The organism is Phaeobacter sp. CC-HEC084, assembly GCF_059429255.1.
In genome coordinates this window covers 723,290-744,865 of sequence record NZ_JCAIJQ010000009.1, presented here as the reverse complement: position 1 = coordinate 744,865, position 21,576 = coordinate 723,290, and the positions used below count along the sequence as shown (strand labels likewise).

Sequence of the window (21,576 nt, the reverse complement as noted above, 5' to 3'; positions counted from 1 at the left end):
GGCAAAACGGTACTTTTATGCGAAAGGCCCGGCTTAATTACTGGGTGCAGCGCTTTTCCGCATCCTCGACTGCGGCAGTAAACCCAAGCAAGGAGAACCGGTCCTTGGTTTGGGTGCCGCGAGCCGAACGGGCGGTCAGCACCGCGTCTGATCCCCGTTTCATCGCGGTGATGATTTTAGCATCATCCGCTGGGGTCGCGGGCCAGGCCCATTCACCTTCGGTGAAGAGTTCGAATTCGGAATCCCCGATCACCATGTTGACGGTCGATCCGGGCGCGAAGGGGTATCCACCGGTAAAGCTGACCTGACCTTTGTCACTGTCATCCGGGCGATAGAGCACGAACAGCTGAATGTCGCTGCGGCGCACGGCGACAACCCGACCATCACGTGTGTTGACGGTTTCCTTGGGGGCGGAAACGCCCCAGCATTCGGTTGGGTTTTCGCCCTGAAAAACGCTCCAATCCACGTTGGCGCCAACGCGGTTATCCGTTTTTGCTTGCTGTGCGTTCGCGCTGGTGGCCAATGCGGCCACACACAGGCCCGCGGCCAAGCGGGCGAGTTTCGATGCCATTTGTCCCGACTCCAAGACTGTCATAACCTCAATTTCAGGGAAATCGTACCGGGGCTGGCAGCGTTGTGACCGCCGTCTTCGCCCGTTTCCCCTGCTTGCCTTACTGAAGCACACTAACGTAACAATCACCACGAGCGAAAGTGCGTTTTGGCAGGATTTCGCCAAGAAGCGAGGCAGATATCATGAATAAACCCGTACCTATGGCCGAGATCTGGCGTGGCTCCCTTTTGGAAAGCCTGCATCTGGGGCATGCGGTCATCTGTGACGCCAGCGGCCAGATCGTGCGCAGCTGGGGTGACCCGGAGGCGGTGATCTATCCGCGCAGCTCGGCCAAGATGATCCAGGCGCTGCCGCTGATGACCTCCGGCGCCGCTGCAAAATACGGGCTGACATCCGAGCAGCTGGCGCTGTCCTGTGCCTCGCACAATGGCGCCCATATCCACACCGACCGGGTCAATGCCTGGCTCGGTCAGCTGGGGCTGGCGGATAGTGATTTCCGCTGCGGCCCGCAGGAACCGGCCGACATCCCGGCGCGCAATGAGCTGATCATGACCGATCAAAGCCCCTGCCAGGTGCACAACAACTGCTCGGGCAAACACGCGGGCTTCCTGACCCTGAACCAGCATCTTGGCGGTGGGGCGGATTATGTCGAGATTGATCACCCGGTGCAGCAGGCCTGCCTGTCTGCCTTTGAAGAGGTGACCGGGCTGGAGAGCCCCGGATATGGTATCGATGGCTGCTCGGCGCCGAATTTTGCCACCACCGTGCACGGTTTGGCGCGGGCGATGGGCTGGTTTGCCTCGGCGCATACACGGTCCGACCGGGCCTCTGAAGGGGCGGCGCAGCTGGTGGCGGCGATGGCGAAACACCCCGAGCTGGTCGCCGGGGAAACCCGCGCCTGCACCAACCTGATGCGCGCCATGGGCGGCCGGGTGGCGATCAAGACCGGGGCAGAGGCGGTGTTCGTCGCCATCCTGCCTGAGCAGCAGCTGGGCGTTGCGCTGAAGATCACCGATGGCGCAACCCGGGCCAGCGAATGCGCCATTGCGGCCATTCTTGTAGGGCTTGGCGTTCTGGAGGCGGATCACCCGGAAACCCGCAAATATCTGAATACGCCGCTTCTGAACCGGCGTAATATCAATTGCGGCGCCATTCGTCCCGCTGCCGAACTGGCATTCTGACCCGCAAGGGCGGGCTCCCGCCCGTCGGTCAGCTATTGAAAAGCCGCCCTCCCGTTGGGCGTGGCGCCGCGCGATGCGCGGCGCTGGGCCCAAGGCCGCCATGGGGTGACGGCCCCAGGGCCGTTGCACCTGCGGGCGCGGGAGAGGCCCGGACGCTACATGGCGCGCCTTCTCGTCGGCCCGGGGTTCTGCCTTTAGAGCATGTCGAAGATCAGTTTCATCGCCAGCGCCACCGAAGTCAGAACCAGCAGCGGTTTGATCAACCGAGCGCCAATCTTCTGCGCCAGCCCGGCGCCCAGCCGCGCCCCTGCGATCTGCGCAAGACCCATGGCCAGTCCGGTCATCCACCAGGGCGTCGCAACAAAGGCAAAGGCGACCAGCGCCCCGGCGTTCGAGGAGAGGTTCAGCAGCTTGGTATGGGCCGTCGCCTTGAGAATGCCGTAGCCCGCCAGCGATACGAAGGCGAGCATGTAGAAGCTGCCCGCACCCGGTCCCAGCAGCCCATCGTAGGCTGCGCAGAGCGGCACCATGGTACCTGCGAACAAGGCAGGTGACAGGCGGCGCGCGCGGTCGAGATCGCCAAGCCCCTTCTTGGTGGCAAAGAAGACTGCGATTCCGATCAGCAGCAGTGGCAGGATCATCCGGATCCACTCTGTCGGCAGAACCGAGACCAGAAGCGCCCCGGCGATCGCTGCGACAAAGGCGATCAGCGCTGATCCCCCCTGCCGACGCAGGTCCACATGGCCGCCGCGGGCATAGGACAGGGCGGCGGTAGCGGCGCCGAACAGGCCCTGAATTTTGTTGGTGGCCAGGGCTGTGACCGGGTTGGCTCCCGCGATCAGCAGCACGGGAACCGTGATCAGTCCGCCGCCCCCGGCGACGGCATCGATGAACCCGGCAAGAAACCCGGCTGTCATCAACAGCAGAAGGGTTTCGATCCCGACCTCAAAGCCGGGCAATAGGTCGAGCACGTCTATCAGGCCTGGAAATCGCTGCGGGCATAGCCCTGCACATAAAGCAGCGCAGTGAGATCCCCGTGATTGATCCGGATATCACATTCCGCCGCCACCGACGGCTTGGCGTGCAGTGCAACGCCTGCGCCCGCACGGCTGAGCATGCCAAGATCATTAGCACCATCCCCGACGGCGATCACCTCCGCCTCAGTCAGACCCAGCTGGGCGGTGATCTCTTCCAGCGCGTTGACCTTGGCCTCGCGTCCCAGGATCGGGCGGGCCACATCCCCGGTCAGTGTGCCCTCTGCCGTCAGCAAGGTATTGGCGCGGTTTTCGTCAAAGCCCAGCTGGCCCGCGACCAGCGCGGTAAAGGCGGTGAACCCGCCCGAGACCAGCGCCGTATAGGCGCCATTTGCCTTCATCGTGGCGACGAGCTCTGCCCCGCCCGGCATCAGGGTAATGCGGGTGTTCAGAACCTCGGTGATCATGCCTTCGGGCAGGCCCTTCAGCAGGCCGACCCGTTCGGTCAGGGCGCCTTCGAAATCAAGCTCGCCGTTCATCGCGCGGGCGGTGATGTCCTTTACCCGTTCCCCGACGCCAGCGACCTCTGCCAGCTCGTCGATGCATTCCTGCTGGATCATGGTGGAATCCATATCCGCCAGCAGCATGCGTTTGCGGCGTCCCTCGGTCGGCTGGATGACCAGATCAACGGCCATGTTCTGCAGGTCCTGCCAGACGTCCCATTGGTTATCCGGCAGTGTCTCCAGCACAAACTCGGCGGCCACGTCGGGGGCCAGCCACTGGGCCTCGCCGCCGCCCCAGGCATTGCGCAGGGACTCGACCAGGGTCGCCTCAAGGCAGGGCGCCGCAGGATTGCAAAGCAGGGTGACGGTATACATGGGCAGGCTCCGGAGCGGGGGAGAGACAGGAACAGGGTGAATTGCGGCATGTCATAGCGAGGCGGGATCGCCGGGGCCAGCCCCTGCGGCCAATCGCGCATGTGTGCCCGCGCCAGTGGTCAGACCTTGCCGTTCTGCGACATCAGCACCGCCAACCAGCGGGTGGTCGGGATTTCGGCCAGGATGATCATCACCATCGCGGTTAGTGGTACCGCAAGAATGGCGCCGGTCATGCCCCAAAGCTCGGTCCAGAGCGCCAGCGCCAGCAGAACCGAAAACGGGCTGAGGTTGACCGAATGCCCAAGGTATTTCGGCTCAACGTAATAACCGATGATCATCTGCGGCGTCATCAGCGTCACCAGCGCCAGCGCCGCGTGGCCGAAGGAGCCGAATTGGATCAGGCTGATGGTGACCGGAAAGAACACCGCGATGATCGAGCCGATATAGGGAATGTAATTGAGCAGCCCGATCAGGATCGCCCAGAAGGCTGGGTGGGCAATCCCCAGCATTAGAAGGATCGCATAGGACACCAGCCCCAGAATGACGTTCACCAGCGTCTTTGCTGCCAGATACCCGCCGATCTTGTCGTTGATCTTGCGGGCCAGCTCCAGTGTGCGCTCGGCATCTTCCGGCTCCCGCATCGCCATCAGGGTCTTTTCCGGCAACCGGTCCAGTTCCGTCAGGATGAACACGGCGTATAGCGCGGCGCTGACGATCAGGGTGCCGCCGTTGCTGATGGTGGCAAGCATCGCGGGCATCAGCGTGGTGGCGTCGATCAGGTCCAGCAGGCTTTCGCCCAGGTTGGCCCAGCTGGGCACCTCGTCGACGCCGAGATAGGTCAGGAAATCGTGCTGCAGCTTATCGAGATTGGCGGCGTATTGCGGCAGGGCGGCAGAGATCGCCGTGGCGCTGGCCGTAATGAAGGAGGCCAGCACCATGAAGGCGGCAAGGATTGCCAGCAGCACCAGCAGCCGCCGCGCAGTACGGGGCAGGCGGCTGAAACCCGGCACATCGGCCAGAACCTCGGCGGCGGTGGTCAGGATGTAGACGGCGATCACGGCCACGAGGATCGGCAACAGCACGGCCTGACCGGCGGTCAGCAGCCAGCCCACCATCAGCAGCAGCGCAAAGGAATAGGTCACCAGCGCCAGTTTGCTCATCTGCGAAATCCGATTCGAAACACCATGGAGACAGACAACAGCATCCCATACCTCGCCGCAATGACAGAGCCTGTACGGGGCAGATCGGGTGCCGATCCGGGGTGAAAAGTTTCCGAAAGGCGTCAGGAGGGGTCGCAATTGCGCGCCAAATCGCCGCAATCTGTCGTTTTGCGTATTGCGCGGCCGCTCGGCAGGCCTTAGCTCCGTCCGTGGGACACCCCTCCCCAACGAGGGGCATTTATCTGGAAGGATAGCATCAATGGCTAACCAGCAACCGGCTACGCGGCCGGCCAATCCGCGTTTTTCCTCTGGCCCCTGTGCCAAACCCCCCACATTCGATCTTACCAAACTCGCAGATGCGCCTCTGGGCCGCTCGCACCGTGCCGCTGTCGGCAAGGACAAGCTGAAGGCCGCCATCGAAGGCACCCGCGAAGTTCTGGGGATCCCCGCTGACTACAAGATCGGCATCGTGCCCGCCTCGGACACCGGTGCCATGGAAATGGCCATGTGGAGCCTTCTGGGCGCCCGCGGCGTCGAGATGCTCGCTTGGGAGAGCTTCGGCTCCGGCTGGATCACCGATGTGGTCAAGCAGCTGAAACTGGATGCCGTCGCCAAGACCGCAGATTACGGCGAGATCGTCGATCTGGCCTCGGTCGATTTTGCCAATGACGTCGTCTTTACCTGGAACGGCACCACCTCGGGTGTTCGCGTCCCGAATGGCGACTGGATCCCGGCGGATCGCGAAGGTCTGACCCTTTGCGATGCCACCTCGGCCGCCTTTGCGCAGGACCTGCCCTGGGACAAGCTGGATGTGACCACCTTCTCTTGGCAAAAGGTGCTGGGCGGCGAAGCGGCCCACGGCATGCTGATCCTCTCCCCGCGCGCGGTTGAGCGCCTGGAAAGCTACACGCCCGCATGGCCGCTGCCGAAAATCTTCCGCCTGACCAAGGGTGGCAAGCTGATCGACGGTATCTTCTCTGGTGCGACCATCAACACGCCCTCCATGCTGGCGGTCGAAGACTACCTCTTCGCGCTGGACTGGGCGCGTTCGGTTGGCGGTCTTGAAGGGCTGCAGAACCGCGCCAATGCAAACACCAAGGCGGTTGCCGATTTTGTCGAGCTACACGATTGGATCGATTTCCTGGCCAAGGATCCGGCGACCCTATCGAACACCTCGGTCTGCCTGAAGTTCACCGATGACCGCATCAAGGATGGCGCCGCCTTTGCCAAGGCCGTGGCCAAACGTCTGGAAGCGGAAAACATCGCGCTGGACATCGGCGCCTATCGGGACGCGCCTGCCGGTCTGCGGATCTGGTGCGGTGGCACGGTCGAAACCTCGGATATCGAGGCCATGCTGCCCTGGCTCGAATGGGCTTTTGAGGCCGAGATCGCCGCGCAAGGCTGATCAAGCGACTTCGCCCGGCGGCACCGCCGGGCAGCGCCCGACCCTCCCCAAGGAGGGCGCTTTGCACCCACCAGGGTCGGACGCTTCCCTCGTTCAAAATTGACGGCCTTTCCACAGGCCCCCGCACAAAGGACCACCAGACATGGCCCCCAAAGTACTCATTTCCGACAAACTCTCCGAAGCCGCCGTTCAGATCTTCCGTGATCGCGGCATCGAGGTCGACTTCCAGCCCGACCTTGGCAAGGACAAGGACAAGCTGGCCGAGGTGATCGGCAACTACGATGGTCTTGCCATCCGCTCGGCCACCAAGGTCACCGAGAAGATCCTCGAGAACGCCACCAACCTCAAGGTGATCGGCCGCGCCGGTATCGGCACCGACAACATCGACAAGGAAGCCGCGTCGAAAAAAGGCGTGATCGTGATGAACACGCCCTTTGGCAACATGATCACCACCGCCGAACACGCCATCGCGATGATGTTCGCCGTTGCTCGCCAGATCCCCGAAGCCTCCGCCTCTACCCACGCGGGCAAATGGGAAAAATCCAAGTTCATGGGTGTTGAACTCACCGGCAAGACCCTGGGCGTCATCGGTGCGGGCAACATCGGCGGCATCGTCTGTGACCGTGCCCGTGGCCTGAAGATGAAAGTCGTTGCCTATGACCCCTTCCTCGGTCAGGAGAAGGCCGACAAGATGGGCGTCGAAAAGGTCGAACTGGACGAGCTTCTGTCCCGCGCCGACTTCATCACCTTGCATGTGCCGCTGACCGATCAGACCAAGAATATCCTGTCGGCTGAAAACCTCGCCAAGACCAAGAAGGGCGTGCGGATCATCAACTGTGCCCGCGGTGGCCTGGTCGATGAAGAGGCACTGGCGGAAGCACTGAAATCCGGTCACGTTGCCGGTGCGGCCTTTGACGTCTTCTCGGAAGAGCCAGCCAAGGACAACGTGCTGTTCAATCTGCCCAACGTGGTCTGCACCCCGCACCTGGGCGCCGCCACCACCGAAGCCCAGGAAAACGTCGCCCTGCAGGTGGCCGAGCAGATGGCCAACTACCTGCTGACCGGCGCCGTAGAGAACGCGCTCAACATGCCTTCGGTCACGGCGGAAGAAGCCAAGGTCATGGGGCCCTGGATCAAGCTGTCCGAGCATCTGGGCGCCTTCATCGGCCAGATGACCGATGACGAGCCGATCAAGGCGATCAACATCCTCTATGATGGCTGCGCGTCCGAGATGAACCTTGAGGCCCTGAACTGCTCGCTGATTGCCGGGATCATGAAGTCGATCAACCCGGATGTGAACATGGTCTCGGCCCCGATGATCGCCAAGGAGCGCGGTATCAAGGTCTCGACCACCAACCAGGAACAGTCCGGTGCCTTTGAAGGCTACGTGAAGGTGACCGTGGCGACCCCGACGCGTGAACGCTCCATCGCGGGCACCGTGTTCTCGGATGGCAAGCCGCGCTTCATCCAGATCAAGGGCATCAACATCGACGCCGAAGTGGGTGAGCACATGCTCTACACCACCAACAACGACGTGCCGGGCATCATCGGTACCCTGGGTAAGACCATGGGCGATCACGGCGTCAACATCGCGAACTTTACCCTGGGCCGCGCTGTGGCTGGCGGTGAAGCGATCGCGCTCTTGTATGTCGATGGTGTGGTCCCGGCCGAGGCCCGCGCCAAACTGGCCGAAACCGGCCTGTTCAACCAGATCAAGCCGCTGCAATTCGACGTCAAGTAAACTGCCGCAGGCCAGAAATCGGAAAAGCCGCCCCATGATCCGGGGCGGCTTTTTCATGTGCGCCTGCGCCGCGCGCCGCTTATTTCCGGATCGACCGCAGCACGACCACAAAAAACACCAACATCCCCGCCAGGGTCAGCACCGAGCCGAGCTTGGCCAGCATTTCATTGTGACTGGCAATGGCCATGGCAATGCCCGGCACGATCAGGCCCAGCCCGGCGGCAGACAGCGCAAAATGCAGCTTTGGCAGCAGTCCCTGATCCGCGGCTGGCACCAGATGATAGTAAAAGCCGAAGATCGCGAAGCTGACCCAGCCGATCAGGTTGAGATGCCCATGCGCGGGCGACAGGACGTGATCGCCCGTCGCGGCCATCTGGATGCCCCAAACCATACCCCCAAGCGCCGCGCTGACCGCGACAATGAAAAATGCGGATGAAATACCTTTCATCTGATCGTCCCCCTTGAACTCACCAAAAACGCCTGCCGTATCATCCCATGCCCGCCTTGAATGGCGGATCGGTTGCGGCAGGTGGCGACAACTGTGACCGGTTTCCGGTTTTCGTTCCACATATTTCCCGCGCTGCGCCACCGGGCAGGGGGGCGTCATTCGCGGCTAACCTTCGGCGTCCCACAGGCTGCCCCTTGTGATAGGGCGGTGCATCGGCCATCTATTCCGTATCGCAGCCAAGGAGATGCCCATGCCCGCGCCGATCTACGCCATAGGAGACATTCACGGACAGCGCGAGATGCTGGAAGAGGCGCTGGAGCGGATCGCGGCGGATGGTGGTCCCGATGCTCAGGTGGTGTTTCTTGGCGATTACGTGGATCGCGGGCCGGATTGCCGGGGTGTCTTGGATCTGCTGATCGAAGGGCAGGCAGCGGGCAAGAACTGGACCTGCCTGATGGGCAACCACGACCGCATGTTCTCGATGTTCATGGAGGACTATCCGCGTAACGATGCCCGACTGCTGGTCGGCTATCACTGGCTGCACGAGAAGATCGGCGGGGTGCAGACGTTGGCCTCTTACGGGGTCGATGTTCCGGAACGGGCGCGTATCCACGAGGTGCACGAAGAAGCGCGCGCCGCCGTGCCGGAGCGCCACCGGGATTTTCTGGCGGCCCTGCCCAGCCACCATGAACAGGGCGAGCTGCTGTTCGTCCATGCGGGCATCCGTCCCGGCGTGCCGCTGCAGGCGCAGACCGAGGATGACAAGATCTGGATCCGGCATGAATTCCTCGACGACACCCGCCCACACCCCTGGCTGGTGGTGCATGGCCATACCCATGTGCCAAGCGCCCAGCACCGCGGCAATCGTGTCAATCTGGACAGCGGCGCAGGCTTTGGCCGCCCGCTGAGTGCTGCCGTCTTCGAAGGAAAGGACTGCTGGCTGCTAAGCGATCGGGGGCGCAAAAGCATAGGCTCCGCCTAACCAAAAGAACCGCGTTTTTTACGCAGAATCCCAGCGCTTTTCGTCGCAAATCACAGAGAAGTGTGCTAATAGTGAACTGTGGCTGGACGCTGCTTTACGAGTTTTATTCTGTTTTTCTTCTCGGTTCTGGGATGACATGTTTTAGCGCCAGTCACGCCAATTTATCGCGCTTGACCAGATTGCAAACCGCCCCTTGATAGGGCGGTTTTTTGTTGTTTTATTGGGTATTGCGCGTGATTTTGGGCGTTGTTCTGTCCGCGCCGTTTGGTCAGGTCCAGTCTAGAATTACCTTGCCGCACCGACCGGATTTCATGGTGGAAAATCCATCTTTGAACGAATCTATTCCGAATCGGTTTGTGATGATTTCCGAGATATCGAGGCCGTTCTGCAGCATGGCGATCATCTTGTACCAGGTCTCGAAAATTTCGCGCCCGTAGACCCCTTTCAGGGTGATCGCCTTGAAGACGATGCGGCTCCAGTCGACCGGGGATTTTCCGGGCGGAATGCCAAGAAGCGCGATCTTGCCGCCCATCACCAGTGCTTCGATCATCTGATCAAGCGCGGATTGGTTTCCTGACATCTCAAGCCCGACATCAAAGCCCTGGGTCATGCCCAGTTCCGCGATGACGTCTTGCAAGTCTTCCTGAGCCACGTTCACGGCACGGACATCCGCGACCTTTTCGGCAAGGGCCAGCCGCGCTGGGTTCACATCGGTGATCGCCACATGGCGCGCACCAACGTGGCGGGCAACCGCTGCGGCCATGATGCCGATAGGTCCGGCGCCGGTGATCAGCACGTCCTCCCCCACCAGATCAAAGCTGAGCGCGGTGTGAACCGCATTACCCAGAGGGTCCAGAATCGCGCCGATGTCATCCGGGATTTCATCCGGCAAAGGCACCACGTTAAAGGCGGGCAGGCGCAGATACTCGGCAAAGGCGCCCTGTTCGTTGACGCCGATGCCGCGGGTTTCGGGATCCAGATGGAACTTGCCAGCCCGCCACTGGCGCGAGTGATGACCGATCAGATGCCCTTCGCCCGAGCAGCGTTGACCAATCTTCAGATCCATCACGTTGCTGCCCAGCTCGACGATCTCCCCGGCGAACTCATGCCCGGTGATCAGCGGGACGGGCACAGTGCGTTGCGCCCAGTCGTCCCAGTTCCAGATATGCAGATCGGTGCCGCAGATACCGGTCTTGTTGATCTTGATCAGCACATCATCCGCGCCGATCTCGGGCACCGGGGCCTCGACCATCCAGAGGCCCTCTTCGGGTCTGGATTTTTCCAGGGCCTTCATGGTGTTCGGTATCCTGTCAGGCCGTGTCATGAGATCACTCCCAGCGATTTGCCCACCTTGCCAAAGGCGGCAAGGGCGCGGGTCAGTTCTTCGCGCGTCAGGGCCGCGTTCATCTGGGTGCGGATACGCGCCTGGCCGCGCGGCACCACCGGGAAGAAGAAGCCAGAGACATAGACGCCTTCGTCAAAAAGCTGCGCCGCCATGTCCTGCGCCAGTTGCGCCTCGCCCAGCATCACCGGCACAATGGGATGCTCGCCCGGCAATAGATCAAAGCCTAGGCTTTCCAGCCCCGCGCGCCAGAACCGGGTATTCTCGAACAGGCGTGTGCGCAGGTCTGCGCCCTGTTCGACAAGGTTCAGCGCCTCGATCCCGGCAGCAACGATGGAGGGCGGCAGCGAATTGGAGAACAGATAGGGCCGCGCCCGCTGCCGCAGGAGGTCGATCACTGGCTGCGGCCCGGCGATATAACCGCCGATGGCCCCCCCAAGTGCTTTGCCCAATGTTCCCGTCAGGATGTCCACATCGACACCGAAATGATCCGGCGTCCCGGCGCCATTCGGCCCCATGAACCCCGTCGCGTGACAATCGTCCACCATGACCACGGCGTCATATTTGTCCGCCAGCGCGCGGATCTCGGGCAGTTTCGCCAGGTAGCCATCCATCGAGAAAACGCCATCGGTGGCGATCATGATGTGGCGCGCGCCGTCCGCTCGGGCCTGTTTCAGCCAGGCCTCAAGGTCGTTCATGTCGCTGTTGAGATAGCGATAGCGTTTCGCCTTGCACAGGCGCACCCCGTCGATGATCGACGCATGGTTGAGACTGTCCGAGATGATCGCATCCTCCGGTCCCAAGAGCGGTTCGAACAGCCCGCCGTTGGCATCGAAACAGGCGGCAAAGAGGATGGCGTCATCCTTTTTCAGGAACTTTGCCAGCTTCTGCTCCAGCTCGCGATGGATGTCCTGCGTGCCGCAGATGAAGCGGACCGAGGCCATGCCGAAGCCCTTGTCATCCATGACAGTGCAGGCGGCAGCGATCAGATCGGGGTGATCCGCCAATCCAAGGTAGTTGTTGGCGCAAAGGTTTATGACCTCGCGGTCGCCCACCGTGATTTCGCCCCCCTGTGGGGAGGTGATCATTCGTTCCCGCTTGGTCAGACCTTCGGCTTCGATCGCGTCCAGGGTCTTGGCGATATCTGTCAAAAAGGCATTGGACATGGGGAATCTCCTTCTACGTCGGAAGTGTGTCTACCATAACGGATGGAGTTCCTAAATAGGGGATTTCGCAATGATGGAAAAATATCCGTGAAACTGGAATTTTGGATTGAGATGGTATTGGAATCTAATGACCGGATGGCATTGATGTACTCAGCGCCCGCCGTGGGGCGGGCAGGGGCGTGCCTGCCGCATGTGCGACAGGCCAACAGGAGCGGCTCCGGATCGGGCTCAGCCGTTTTTGACGATCAGAAAGACCCGCGCAGCGCTATCTGGTGCGGTGATGTTGTGGGGAATATCGGCTGCATAGCGCGCGGTATCCCCTGTGTGCAGGCGCATATGGGCGCTGCCAGATGTGACAGTGATGTCGCCCTCCAGCACCGTCAGATGCTCGGCCGTTCCGCGTCCGTGCGGCTGGCTGTCCAGCGCGCCGCCCGCATCAAGCAGGATATCGTAAACCTCGTGCCCGCCTGCGTCCTCGGGCGGGGAGAGGATGCGGATCCGGCAGCCTTGGCCCATATTGTCGATTGTGGGCACATCTCCGTCGCGCAGCACCTCGATCCGGTCCGCCTTGTCAGCGGCGTCCAGCAGCCCGGCAAAATCCACCTGCAAGGCGCGCGTCAGGTTCCATAAGGTGGCAATCGTGGGGCTGGATTCACCGCGCTCAATCTGGCTGACCATGGAGCGCGAGACGCCCGACAGGTTCGCCACGGCTTCTAGGCTTAGGCCCTTGGCGCGGCGGGCCTCTTTCAGGCGCGATGGCAGTAATGTCAGGATATCGTCTGTGTTTTCCGGCATAACGGAACCGTGCGGTTTGCGTCTTGATTTGTCAATGACGGTACGTTTGACAAGACAGCGGATGCTGCATCTGCATAATGCGCGCAACTGACTCGTGAGGAGAGAAAAATGACCGATATCGTGATCCTGGACGGCGCCCGGACCGCCATTGGCACCTTTGGTGGCGCTTTGGCCAACACCGCCCCTATCGACCTTGCCACCGTGGCCTCCAAGGCGGCGCTGGAGCGTTCGGGCGTGGCCCCGGAACAGATCGGCCACGTGGTCTTTGGCCATGTGATCAACACTGAACCGCGCGATATGTACCTGTCCCGTGTCGCAGCAATGCAGGCAGGCATTCCCAACGGCACCCCGGCGATGAACGTGAACCGCCTGTGCGGATCGGGTGCGCAGGCCATCGTGTCGGGTATCCAGTCGCTGATGCTGGGGGATGCGGATTACGCCCTGACCGGCGGCGCCGAGAACATGTCGCGCAGCCCCTTCATCACGCCGTCGGCGCGCTGGGGTCAGAAGATGGGCGATGTGAAATCGCTGGACATGATGCTGGGCGCGCTGAGCTGCCCCTTTGGCACCGGCCACATGGGGGTCACGGCGGAAAACGTGGCGGATGAACACGGCGTCACCCGCGAACAGATGGATGAATTCGCGCTGACCAGCCAGACCCGCGCGGCAGCAGCGATCGAGGCGGGATATTTCGCCAGCCAGATCGTGCCGGTTGAGGTCAAGGTCAAGCGCGACATGGTGCCGTTCGAGGTGGACGAACACCCCAAGGCAACCTCGATGGAGGCGCTGGCCGGTCTGCGTCCGGTGTTCCAGAAGGATGGACGTGTGACCGCGGGCAACGCCTCGGGCATCAACGACGGTGCAGCGGCGCTGGTTCTGGCGCGGGCCGAGGCGGCTGAAAAAGCCGGTCTCACGCCCAAGGCGCGGGTCGTCGGATACGCCCATGCCGGGGTGCGCCCCGAGGTGATGGGCATCGGCCCGGTCCCTGCGGTGCAGAACCTGTTGAAGAAAACCGGCCTCAAGGCGAGCGATTTCGACGTGATCGAATCCAACGAAGCCTTTGCCGCGCAGGCGCTGGCGGTGAACAAGGAGCTGGGCCTTGATCCGGCCAAGGTGAACCCCAACGGCGGTGCCATCGCACTGGGCCACCCGGTTGGCGCCACCGGCGCGCTGATCACCATCAAGACGCTGTATGAACTGGAGCGCACCGGCGGCAAGCTGGGCCTCATCACCATGTGCATCGGCGGCGGTCAGGGCATCGCCCTGGCGATCGAACGTCTCTGATAAGCGATAACTGGCGCGTGTGGCAGGTCCACGCGCGCCGGGTTTCAGGGGGCAGACCTCCAACAGGAGGGCAAATCCGCGCGGGAGACCTTGTTATTGCTTGCCGAGGTTTGCCTGCAAATACTGTTGTGCTGCTTTGGTCGTTTCTGCTGATATTGATTTACCTCAACTACAAAACCATGTGGCGCGCCTAGTCTCCGAGTCCGGTAGACGCGATGGAGCGGTGTTTTGATAGGTGCACTTTCGAACAGGGTTTTGAGGGCTTTATCGATGTTCGCGGCGTCCCTCTGTGTCGGTTGTGACCAAGAGACCGCTGGCGCAGCGGGATTGACCGCGTCAAATGTTCTGGTCACCCCCTTGGTCTACCCAGTAGCGGCTACAGCGCAGTTGGGTAGAAACCAAGAGAACACTGTTCAACCCGTTCTCGTCACGACTGGTGATGGAAAGGTTCTCTCGCCAAGTTTCGAAGGAACGCCTGAAGCTGAATTCCGGACTTCAAGAAGAACGGTTATTTGTTCAGGAGAGATCCCGTATTTTCGCGGTGCTGACGTCCACGATGGTTTTATCTCCTGCAGTGGCGGAAAAAGAGCGCAAGCGAAGCTTTTTTCTCACTACGGTAAGCAACTGGTTCTGGACATTGGTCCGGCGAATGTTGCTGTCAGGGAACTTAATAGACCTCAAGCCGCATATCCGATTTATGCGCTGGGGGAGGTCGAATTCCGTTGCAAAGGCAACTACTCCAGCTCATCTGGTCGCGCAGCGCCATTTATGGTCGGCTGCGGTTCTAGGTTCAGCGAGGGGGTGGGAGCCGTTTCGCTTCAGGCCAAGGACGGAAAGCGAAAACACTTGACGGTTTGGGTCGACGCCCCCCTCTGATCTTCGACCAGCTGCAGATTGTGGGCATCTTCACGGCCCTATGGTTTCGGCTTTTTGCGTGACTTGCCGGAGCCGACCGTGTTCAGAGAACAAGCGCCAACAGCCCCACACACAGACCACCTGCACCGGCCCCGATAATCGCCGGTGCAAGCCAGCCCCAGGAGCTGCGCGGGTGCGCCTCTGTGTCCTGCACCTGCGCGACAAGCGCTCGTTCCACCAGCGCGGGCAGGCGCGGTCCAAAGCGAGCCATCACCCGGGCAGTGCTGAGCAGATCCGACGCGACAGCGCGCGGGCCGATGGATTTCTTGATGTAATCCTCGACCACGGGACGGGCGGCTTCCCAGATGTTAATATGCGGATCCAGCGAACGGGCGACACCTTCAACAACGACCATGGTGCGTTGCAAAAGGATCAGCTCGGTTCGGGTTTCCATGCCGAACCGCTCGGTCACCTCGAACAGATAATTCAGCAGGCGGCCCATGGAGATATGGCTGGCATCCATGCCAAAGATCGGCTCGCCTACCGCGCGCAGTGCGCGGGCGAATTCATCCACGTCTCGGTCGGCGGGGACATAGCCGGCTTCGAAATGCACCTCGGCGACACGTTTGTAATCGCGCTTGATGAAGCCAAACAGGATTTCGGCGTAGACCCGGCGGGTGTATTCGTCGATATGCCCCATGATCCCGAAATCATAGGCGATGATATCGCCATTGGCGGCGACCTTCAGATTGCCCTGGTGCATGTCGGCGTGGAAGAAGCCATCGCGCAGGGCGTGTTGCAGGAACAGGGTCAGCACCCGTGCACCCAGCACCTGCCTGTCGTGGCCTGCCGCATCGATGGCGTCATTGTCGCCCAGCGGCACACCATCGGCCCAGCCCAGCGTCATCACCCGGCGCGCCGAGTGGTTCCATTGAACCGGCGGCAGGGTAAAGCCCTCGTCCTGTCCCGTGTTGGCGGCAAATTCCGAGGCGGCGGCGCTTTCCAGACGCAGGTCCAGCTCACCCTGTACCACGCCGTCGAAATGTTCGATCACATCCATGGGGCGCAGGCGCCGGGCGCCAGGGGCGAAAAGGTCGACGATGCGCGCGGCGAAATAGAAGGCGTCCACGTCTTTGCGGAAGGCGCGTTCAATTCCGGGGCGCAGCACCTTTACGGCGACGTATTCTCCGGTATCTGCCAGCCGCGCCCGATGTACCTGCGCGATCGAGGCGGCGGCAATCGGCTCGCTGAACTCGGAAAAGACCTCATCCACCGGTCGGCCCAGCTCTTTTGCCACTTCTGCCATCGCAACTTCGCGCGGGAAGGGGGGCAATTTGTCCTGGAGGACTCGCAGCTGCTGGGCCAGATCATCGCCCACCACATCGGGGCGGGTGGACAGGACCTGTCCGAACTTGATGTAGGCCGGTCCCAGCGCGGTCAGAGCGCGGGTCGCGGCGGGCATCTGTGGATCGCCCTTGTAGCCCAGCCATTTGAATGGCCAGCCAAGGGTATGCGCCAGGATGCGCAGCGGCTTTGGCGCTTCAAAGGCGTCCAGTACCACGTTCATGGCGCCGGTACGCTCCAACGTGGCGCCGGTGCGGATCAGGCGGATAATGTTGTGGGGACCGCGCATGGATCAGATCTTCCAGCCGGAGTGCAGCGCCGCGATGCCCAGCGACAGGTTGCGGTATTTGGCGTTTGCGAACCCGGCGTCCTTCACCATTTGCAGGAAGGTCTCTTGGTCGGGGAATTTGCGGATCGATTCGACCAGATACTGATAGCTGTCGTAGTCATTGGCGATCAGCTTGCCCATCCGGGGGATGACGTTGAAGCTGTATAGATCATAAAGCTTCTGCATGCCGTCATTCGGGAGCTGCGAGAATTCCAGCACCATCAGGCGGCCACCGGGTTTCAACACGCGGTAGGCCTCCTCCAGTGCCTTTTGCGGGCGGGTGACGTTCCGGATCCCGAAGGAGATCGTGTAGACGTCAAAGGTATTGTCCTTGAACGGCAGCGCCATGGCATCGCCTGTGACCCAATCCAGGCTGTCGGCCATCTGGGCGGCTTCTGCGCGCATACGGCCTTCCTCCAGCATTGGCTGGGTCAGGTCCAGCACGGTGGAATGCCCGTGCCCGGCGCGTTTCAGGAAGCGGAAGGAAATGTCGCCGGTGCCGCCTGCCACGTCCAGAAGACGCTGACCGGGGCGCGGCGCCAGCCAGTCCATCATCGCATCCTTCCAGATGCGGTGGATGCCGACGCTCATCACGTCGTTCATCACGTCGTATTTCGAGGCAACAGAGTTGAAGACGCCCTGCACGCGGCCCGCCTTTTCCCGCTCGGGAACGGTTTCAAAGCCGAAATGGGTTGTGGTGTCGTTTGTATCGCTCATGCGGCTTGCCGTTTTCCTAGGTTCGTCCCAGTTATAGGGCGCTTGCGGTCGGGCACAATGCGGCCCATGCATCTAAAGTGTCAGGAGCGATGTAATGCCAGAATTGCCAGAGGTCGAGACGGTGCGCCAAGGTTTGGCGCCTGCAATGGAAGGCGCGGTGATAACGCGGGCCGCAGTGAACCGCCCGGATCTGCGCTGGCCCTTCCCCGATCGCATGGCGGAGAGGTTGACCGGAGCCCGGGTCAATGCACTGAGACGCCGGTCGAAATACATCCTGGCCGACCTCGATACGGGGGAGACCCTGCTGGTGCATCTGGGCATGTCGGGCCGCATGACGGTGTCGGGGGATCCGCTGGGGCGTTTCGTGCATGAACATCCGCAGGCCCAGAAGCACGACCATGTGGTGCTGGACATGGACAATGGCGCGCGCATCACCTTCAACGACCCGCGCCGGTTTGGGGCGATGGATCTCTTGGAGACCTCCACGGCAGAGCAGCACAAGCTGCTGTCGGTGCTGGGGCCTGAGCCGCTTGGCAATGATTTCCACGAAGATCACCTGACCGCTGCCTTCAAAGGACGCAACACGCCGGTGAAATCGGCGCTTCTGGATCAGGGAATCATCGCCGGTCTGGGCAATATCTACGTCTGCGAAACGCTGTTCCGAGCCGGGATCTCGCCCAAAAGAAAGGCAGGGCAGATTGCCGCGCCGCGCGTGGCGGCGCTGGTGCCGATCATCCGCACCGTGTTGGAAGATGCCATTCGCGCCGGTGGCTCCTCGCTGAAAGATTTCCGACAAGCCAATGGAGAACTTGGATATTTTCAGCATACCTTTGATGTCTACGGCCGCGAGGGAGAGCCGTGTCGGCGGGAGGGATGCGGCGGAACCATTGCGAGAATCACCCAATCCGGGCGATCGTCTTTCTACTGTGGCAAGTGCCAAAGATAGCTTGAACGAGATATGTCTCGTGATAATGACTCGTTTCTGAACGGAACAATCGAAAGCGATACCCATGGCCTATGAGACGATCAACGTCGAAGTGAAGGACCACGTTTGCCTCATCAAGCTGAACCGACCCGAAGCGTTGAACGCGCTCAATCAAGAGCTGCTGACTGAACTCTGCGCCGCCCTGGAAGAGGCCGACGCCAGCGACAAGGTGCGCTGCATCGTTCTGACCGGTTCGGAAAAGGCATTCGCCGCAGGCGCCGACATCAAAGAGATGTCTTCGATGAGCTTCACCGAGGTGTTCTCAACCAATCTCTTTGCTTTTGTGAACGATCGCATCACGGCCGTGCGCAAGCCGATCATTGCCGCGGTATCCGGCTATGCGCTGGGCGGTGGCTGCGAGCTGGCGATGCTCTGCGATTTCATCATCGCGGCAGATTCGGCCAAGTTCGGTCAGCCCGAAATCAACCTCGGCGTCATCGCCGGTATCGGCGGTACCCAGCGTCTGACGCGTTTCGTGGGCAAATCCAAATCCATGGACATGAACCTGACTGGTCGTTTCATGACCGCCGAAGAAGCTGAGCGCGCCGGTCTGGTGTCGCGCGTTGTGCCCGGCAAGAAGCTGATCGAAGAAGCGATGGGCGCAGCCCAGAAGATCGCCGAGAAATCCCTGCTGACCGCGATGGCCGTCAAGGAAACCGTGAACCGCTCTTACGAGCTGCCGCTGAGCGAAGGCATGCTGTTCGAGCGCCGCGTCTTCCATTCGATGTTCGCCACCGAAGATCAGAAAGAAGGCATGGCGGCCTTCCTTGAAAAGCGCGAAGCGCAGTTCCGGGACAAGTAAGCCAGCCGTACCGATATGAATGCGAAAGGGCAGGCGCGGCCTGCCCTTTCTTTTTGAAAACCGGCCTCGTGTCTATTGGCCTTGCCAAGGTTCGGCAGCCTCTGTATAGACCTCCGCCATACATGCGCGTGCAGCCCGCCTAGGCTAGAATCACACCGGTGGTCGGATCCGGGTTCGGCTGGCATTGCGTCTATTGAAAAACACGAACTCGATACAAAGGTCAGACACCATGGCAAATTCGCCCCAGGCAAAGAAACGCGCCCGTCAGAACGAAAAGCGTTTTGCTGTAAACAAAGCCCGTCGTTCGCGCATCCGTACCTTCTTGCGTAAAGTTGAAGAAGCAATCGCATCCGGCGACAAAGAGGCAGCAACCGCAGCTCTGCGCGCAGCCCAGCCCGAACTGATGCGCGGCGTGACCAAAGGCGTCTACCACAAGAACACCGCCTCGCGGAAAGTGTCCCGCCTGGCCGCCCGCGTCAAAGCGCTGGGTTAAATCTTAAGAAATCTGAAATCTGCCATTGGTGGGTTTTTTACGGAAGGCATCGCGATTTGCGGTGCCTTTCTTTTTTGATCGCTTCTTAAGCCAGTGCTGCAGGCGCGAGAGATTCTTTGCGGCCAAAGCACGAGTCAACATCATAGTTTCGTTGCCGCTTCCCCCCACAAATTGCTACCACTAATACAGCGATTCACTCGCTGGGGGACAGGCTGCTCGCGGTGATCTTAACGGGCATTAAGATCACTTCCAGGGCTCAGATATATTGCGGTCATGCCAGATCGCAGTGGTCTGATACCAGAGCCGTGCCAGATGATCTGGCACATGGTCTTGTTTCGATTTTGGTGCATATCGACTCAACGCGTGTTGTGCGGCGGTCGAAGGATTTTGTGTGTGTTTCAGGATCCGTACCGCCCGACATGGGTACTGCGTCTGGTCTGACCGGCACGCACCGAATGTCCTGTGTGTGAACGCGCCTCCGGACGGGGAGGCTTGATGAAACGATAGGTCGAAAATGGCCGCTGCTTTTGGGGACGCGTGAGGCGTAGCATGACGGAAGAAAAATGGGGACAGCTCAGACAACGATTGCTCAAGACAGTCGGTCAAAACAATTTCACCACCTGGATCGAGCCGCTTGAATTCAGTTCGGTCGATGAAGGCGTCGCGGTCTTTCATGTGCCGACGAACTTCATGGGGAACTATGTCAGCCAGAACTTTGCAGATCTGATTCTGCACGAGCTCAGCATGTCCGGTGAATCGGTACAGCGGCTTGCGTTTAAGGTGGCTGCCAACTCACCTGCCCGCCCGGTGCGGCAGACGGAACGGGCCGCTGAACCCTTTGCCGAAATGGCCGAGGCGAGTACTGTTCAGGCGGGCGCTGCTGCGCGGACCGAGGATGCGGCTGCGTCGTCTTCGTTGTCGCGTGACGGGTTGGATGCCTTGCAGGCGGCACCGCTGGATCCGCGGTTTACCTTTGACAGCTTTGTTGTCGGCAAACCGAACGAGCTGGCCCATGCCGCTGCGCGCCGCGTGGCCGAGGGTGGTCCGGTGACCTTCAATCCGCTGGTGCTCTATGGCGGTGTTGGCCTGGGTAAAACCCACCTGATGCACGCCATCGCCTGGGAGCTGAAAGAACAGAATCCGCAGCTGAACGTGCTTTATCTGTCGGCGGAACAGTTCATGTACCGCTTTGTGCAGGCGCTGCGCGAACGCAAGATGATGGACTTCAAACACCTGTTCCGCTCGGTCGACGTGCTGATGGTGGATGACGTGCAATTCATCGCGGGCAAGGATTCCACGCAGGAAGAATTCTTCCATACCTTCAATGCGCTGGTGGACCAGAACAAGCAGATCATCATTTCGGCGGACCGTGCCCCGGGTGAGATCAAGGATCTTGAGGACCGCGTGAAATCGCGTCTGCAATGTGGTCTGGTGGTGGATCTGCACCCCACCGATTACGAACTGCGTCTCGGCATCCTTCAGACCAAGGTGCAGCAGCACCGCGAAACCTATCCGGGCCTTGAAATCGCTGATGGCGTGCTCGAATTCCTGGCGCATCGCATCTCGACCAACGTGCGTGTTCTCGAAGGCGCTCTGACCCGTCTCTTCGCCTTTGCCTCGCTCGTTGGGCGCGAGATCGACATGGATCTGACACAGGACTGTCTGGCCGATGTGCTGCGCGCCTCGGAGCGTAAAATCACCGTCGAAGAGATCCAGCGCAAGGTGTCGGAATACTACAACATCCGTATGTCGGACATCATCGGCCCCAAGCGCCTGCGTTCCTATGCGCGGCCGCGGCAGGTGGCGATGTATCTGTGCAAGCAGCTGACCAGCCGGTCGCTGCCGGAAATCGGCCGCCGTTTTGGCGGGCGCGACCACACAACCGTGATGCATGGTGTCAAACGGATTGAAGAGCTGAAGACGACCGACGGCCAGATCGCCGAAGACGTCGAAATGCTGCGCCGCTCCCTGGAGGCGTAAGCGCGATCCGACCGAGACGTGACAATGCGGCCCCGGAAATCCGGGGCCGTTTTTCCATGCAGGACCGGGATGCCATTTGTATGCCAGCGGGCAACGTTTGACGGTGTTCTGCGCCCTGCCGATCACAGGCCCCTTGACGCTGCCT

The 21,576-nt window shown here is 61.0% G+C and carries 20 protein-coding genes; 10 read left to right on the top strand and 10 right to left on the bottom strand.

Annotation, left to right across the window (positions count from 1 at the left end):
• Positions 1-37: 37 nt before the first annotated feature.
• Positions 38-571: an invasion associated locus B family protein gene (locus AC5SSZ_RS20750; RefSeq protein ID WP_274829412.1), complete on the bottom strand. Its 534-nt coding sequence runs from the start codon at positions 569-571 to the stop codon at positions 38-40.
• Positions 572-753: 182 nt separating this feature from the next.
• Here AC5SSZ_RS20750 and AC5SSZ_RS20745 point away from each other — a divergent pair, with 182 nt between their 5' ends.
• Positions 754-1,752 carry an asparaginase gene (locus tag AC5SSZ_RS20745; RefSeq protein WP_495439849.1) on the top strand — a complete coding sequence of 333 codons (999 nt, stop codon included), beginning with the start codon at positions 754-756 and terminating at the stop codon, positions 1,750-1,752.
• A gap of 194 nt (positions 1,753-1,946) precedes the next feature.
• Here AC5SSZ_RS20745 and AC5SSZ_RS20740 read toward each other — a convergent pair whose 3' ends face one another.
• From AC5SSZ_RS20740 to AC5SSZ_RS20730, 3 genes are all read right to left on the bottom strand, one after another.
• Positions 1,947-2,669 (bottom strand): TSUP family transporter, encoded by a 723-nt coding sequence (locus tag AC5SSZ_RS20740; RefSeq protein WP_274831759.1) that lies wholly within the window; start codon positions 2,667-2,669, stop codon positions 1,947-1,949.
• A gap of 59 nt (positions 2,670-2,728) precedes the next feature.
• A complete protein-coding gene (gene serB, locus AC5SSZ_RS20735) occupies positions 2,729-3,604 on the bottom strand; it encodes a phosphoserine phosphatase SerB (protein WP_495439847.1) in 876 nt (291 codons plus the stop codon).
• Between the two features lie 119 nt (positions 3,605-3,723).
• Positions 3,724-4,764 (bottom strand): AI-2E family transporter, encoded by a 1,041-nt coding sequence (locus AC5SSZ_RS20730; protein ID WP_274839660.1) that lies wholly within the window; start codon positions 4,762-4,764, stop codon positions 3,724-3,726.
• A 259-nt stretch (positions 4,765-5,023) separates the two neighbouring features.
• Between AC5SSZ_RS20730 and AC5SSZ_RS20725 the strand changes: the two genes are divergently transcribed.
• Positions 5,024-6,169 carry a phosphoserine transaminase gene (locus AC5SSZ_RS20725; protein ID WP_274829416.1) on the top strand — a complete coding sequence of 382 codons (1,146 nt, stop codon included), beginning with the start codon at positions 5,024-5,026 and terminating at the stop codon, positions 6,167-6,169.
• A gap of 142 nt (positions 6,170-6,311) precedes the next feature.
• On the top strand, positions 6,312-7,910 hold the full coding sequence (gene serA / locus AC5SSZ_RS20720; RefSeq protein WP_274837916.1) for a phosphoglycerate dehydrogenase: 1,599 nt from the start codon (positions 6,312-6,314) through the stop codon (positions 7,908-7,910).
• Positions 7,911-7,989: 79 nt separating this feature from the next.
• Here serA and AC5SSZ_RS20715 read toward each other — a convergent pair whose 3' ends face one another.
• Entirely contained in the window at positions 7,990-8,517 is a 528-nt protein-coding gene (locus AC5SSZ_RS20715; protein ID WP_495439844.1) for a hypothetical protein, read from the bottom strand.
• 91 nt (positions 8,518-8,608) lie between these two features.
• On the opposite strand from AC5SSZ_RS20715, the gene AC5SSZ_RS20710 reads away from it, so the two are divergent.
• The gene (locus tag AC5SSZ_RS20710; protein ID WP_495439842.1) at positions 8,609-9,340 is read left to right on the top strand and encodes a metallophosphoesterase family protein; all 732 of its coding nucleotides are present in this window, start codon (positions 8,609-8,611) and stop codon (positions 9,338-9,340) included.
• 268 nt (positions 9,341-9,608) lie between these two features.
• Here the strand turns inward: AC5SSZ_RS20710 and tdh are convergent, their stop codons facing one another.
• The 3 genes from tdh to AC5SSZ_RS20695 all read right to left on the bottom strand — a co-directional run bounded on the left by tdh (position 9,609) and on the right by AC5SSZ_RS20695 (position 12,643).
• Positions 9,609-10,664, bottom strand: a complete 1,056-nt coding sequence (gene tdh, locus AC5SSZ_RS20705) for an L-threonine 3-dehydrogenase (RefSeq protein ID WP_274831655.1) — start codon at positions 10,662-10,664, stop codon at positions 9,609-9,611.
• Positions 10,661-11,848 (bottom strand): glycine C-acetyltransferase, encoded by a 1,188-nt coding sequence (locus tag AC5SSZ_RS20700; RefSeq protein ID WP_495439840.1) that lies wholly within the window; start codon positions 11,846-11,848, stop codon positions 10,661-10,663. Before AC5SSZ_RS20700 ends, tdh begins: the two co-directional genes overlap by 4 nt.
• A 228-nt stretch (positions 11,849-12,076) precedes the next feature.
• Entirely contained in the window at positions 12,077-12,643 is a 567-nt protein-coding gene (locus tag AC5SSZ_RS20695) for a helix-turn-helix domain-containing protein (RefSeq protein WP_065272193.1), read from the bottom strand.
• Between the two features lie 108 nt (positions 12,644-12,751).
• Here AC5SSZ_RS20695 and AC5SSZ_RS20690 point away from each other — a divergent pair, with 108 nt between their 5' ends.
• Positions 12,752-13,927 (top strand): acetyl-CoA C-acyltransferase family protein, encoded by a 1,176-nt coding sequence (locus AC5SSZ_RS20690; protein ID WP_495439838.1) that lies wholly within the window; start codon positions 12,752-12,754, stop codon positions 13,925-13,927.
• A 327-nt stretch (positions 13,928-14,254) separates the two neighbouring features.
• Positions 14,255-14,803 carry a hypothetical protein gene (locus AC5SSZ_RS20685; protein ID WP_495439836.1) on the top strand — a complete coding sequence of 183 codons (549 nt, stop codon included), beginning with the start codon at positions 14,255-14,257 and terminating at the stop codon, positions 14,801-14,803.
• 82 nt (positions 14,804-14,885) lie between these two features.
• Here AC5SSZ_RS20685 and ubiB read toward each other — a convergent pair whose 3' ends face one another.
• The gene (gene ubiB, locus AC5SSZ_RS20680) at positions 14,886-16,415 is read right to left on the bottom strand and encodes a 2-polyprenylphenol 6-hydroxylase (RefSeq protein ID WP_495439835.1); all 1,530 of its coding nucleotides are present in this window, start codon (positions 16,413-16,415) and stop codon (positions 14,886-14,888) included.
• Positions 16,416-16,418: 3 nt separating this feature from the next.
• Positions 16,419-17,171 carry a bifunctional demethylmenaquinone methyltransferase/2-methoxy-6-polyprenyl-1,4-benzoquinol methylase UbiE gene (gene ubiE, locus AC5SSZ_RS20675; protein WP_065272196.1) on the bottom strand — a complete coding sequence of 251 codons (753 nt, stop codon included), beginning with the start codon at positions 17,169-17,171 and terminating at the stop codon, positions 16,419-16,421.
• Between the two features lie 94 nt (positions 17,172-17,265).
• Between ubiE and mutM the strand changes: the two genes are divergently transcribed.
• From mutM to dnaA, 4 genes are all read left to right on the top strand, one after another.
• Entirely contained in the window at positions 17,266-18,117 is an 852-nt protein-coding gene (gene mutM, locus AC5SSZ_RS20670) for a bifunctional DNA-formamidopyrimidine glycosylase/DNA-(apurinic or apyrimidinic site) lyase (RefSeq protein ID WP_065272197.1), read from the top strand.
• 64 nt (positions 18,118-18,181) lie between these two features.
• Positions 18,182-18,958: an acryloyl-CoA hydratase gene (gene acuK, locus AC5SSZ_RS20665; protein ID WP_065272198.1), complete on the top strand. Its 777-nt coding sequence runs from the start codon at positions 18,182-18,184 to the stop codon at positions 18,956-18,958.
• A gap of 229 nt (positions 18,959-19,187) precedes the next feature.
• Complete coding sequence (gene rpsT / locus AC5SSZ_RS20660; protein ID WP_065272199.1) at positions 19,188-19,451, top strand: 30S ribosomal protein S20; 264 nt, start codon at positions 19,188-19,190, stop codon at positions 19,449-19,451.
• Positions 19,452-20,000: 549 nt separating this feature from the next.
• On the top strand, positions 20,001-21,431 hold the full coding sequence (dnaA, locus tag AC5SSZ_RS20655) for a chromosomal replication initiator protein DnaA (RefSeq protein ID WP_274837920.1): 1,431 nt from the start codon (positions 20,001-20,003) through the stop codon (positions 21,429-21,431).
• The last annotated feature ends 145 nt before the right edge of the window (positions 21,432-21,576 follow it).

Excerpts from the sequence above, each read along its gene's own strand:
- AC5SSZ_RS20750 (WP_274829412.1), bottom strand. The coding sequence starts at position 571 with ATGGCATCGAAACTCGCCCGCTTGGCCGCGGGCCTGTGTGTGGCCGCA.
- AC5SSZ_RS20745 (WP_495439849.1), top strand. The coding sequence starts at position 754 with ATGAATAAACCCGTACCTATGGCCGAGATCTGGCGTGGCTCCCTTTTG.
- AC5SSZ_RS20740 (WP_274831759.1), bottom strand. The coding sequence starts at position 2,669 with ATGACAGCCGGGTTTCTTGCCGGGTTCATCGATGCCGTCGCCGGGGGC.
- serB (WP_495439847.1), bottom strand. The coding sequence starts at position 3,604 with ATGTATACCGTCACCCTGCTTTGCAATCCTGCGGCGCCCTGCCTTGAG.
- AC5SSZ_RS20730 (WP_274839660.1), bottom strand. The coding sequence starts at position 4,764 with ATGAGCAAACTGGCGCTGGTGACCTATTCCTTTGCGCTGCTGCTGATG.
- AC5SSZ_RS20725 (WP_274829416.1), top strand. The coding sequence starts at position 5,024 with ATGGCTAACCAGCAACCGGCTACGCGGCCGGCCAATCCGCGTTTTTCC.
- serA (WP_274837916.1), top strand. The coding sequence starts at position 6,312 with ATGGCCCCCAAAGTACTCATTTCCGACAAACTCTCCGAAGCCGCCGTT.
- AC5SSZ_RS20715 (WP_495439844.1), bottom strand. The coding sequence starts at position 8,517 with ATGACGCCCCCCTGCCCGGTGGCGCAGCGCGGGAAATATGTGGAACGA.
- AC5SSZ_RS20710 (WP_495439842.1), top strand. The coding sequence starts at position 8,609 with ATGCCCGCGCCGATCTACGCCATAGGAGACATTCACGGACAGCGCGAG.
- tdh (WP_274831655.1), bottom strand. The coding sequence starts at position 10,664 with ATGACACGGCCTGACAGGATACCGAACACCATGAAGGCCCTGGAAAAA.
- AC5SSZ_RS20700 (WP_495439840.1), bottom strand. The coding sequence starts at position 11,848 with ATGTCCAATGCCTTTTTGACAGATATCGCCAAGACCCTGGACGCGATC.
- AC5SSZ_RS20695 (WP_065272193.1), bottom strand. The coding sequence starts at position 12,643 with ATGCCGGAAAACACAGACGATATCCTGACATTACTGCCATCGCGCCTG.
- AC5SSZ_RS20690 (WP_495439838.1), top strand. The coding sequence starts at position 12,752 with ATGACCGATATCGTGATCCTGGACGGCGCCCGGACCGCCATTGGCACC.
- ubiB (WP_495439835.1), bottom strand. The coding sequence starts at position 16,415 with ATGCGCGGTCCCCACAACATTATCCGCCTGATCCGCACCGGCGCCACG.
- ubiE (WP_065272196.1), bottom strand. The coding sequence starts at position 17,171 with ATGAGCGATACAAACGACACCACAACCCATTTCGGCTTTGAAACCGTT.
- mutM (WP_065272197.1), top strand. The coding sequence starts at position 17,266 with ATGCCAGAATTGCCAGAGGTCGAGACGGTGCGCCAAGGTTTGGCGCCT.
- acuK (WP_065272198.1), top strand. The coding sequence starts at position 18,182 with ATGGCCTATGAGACGATCAACGTCGAAGTGAAGGACCACGTTTGCCTC.
- rpsT (WP_065272199.1), top strand. The coding sequence starts at position 19,188 with ATGGCAAATTCGCCCCAGGCAAAGAAACGCGCCCGTCAGAACGAAAAG.
- dnaA (WP_274837920.1), top strand. The coding sequence starts at position 20,001 with ATGACGGAAGAAAAATGGGGACAGCTCAGACAACGATTGCTCAAGACA.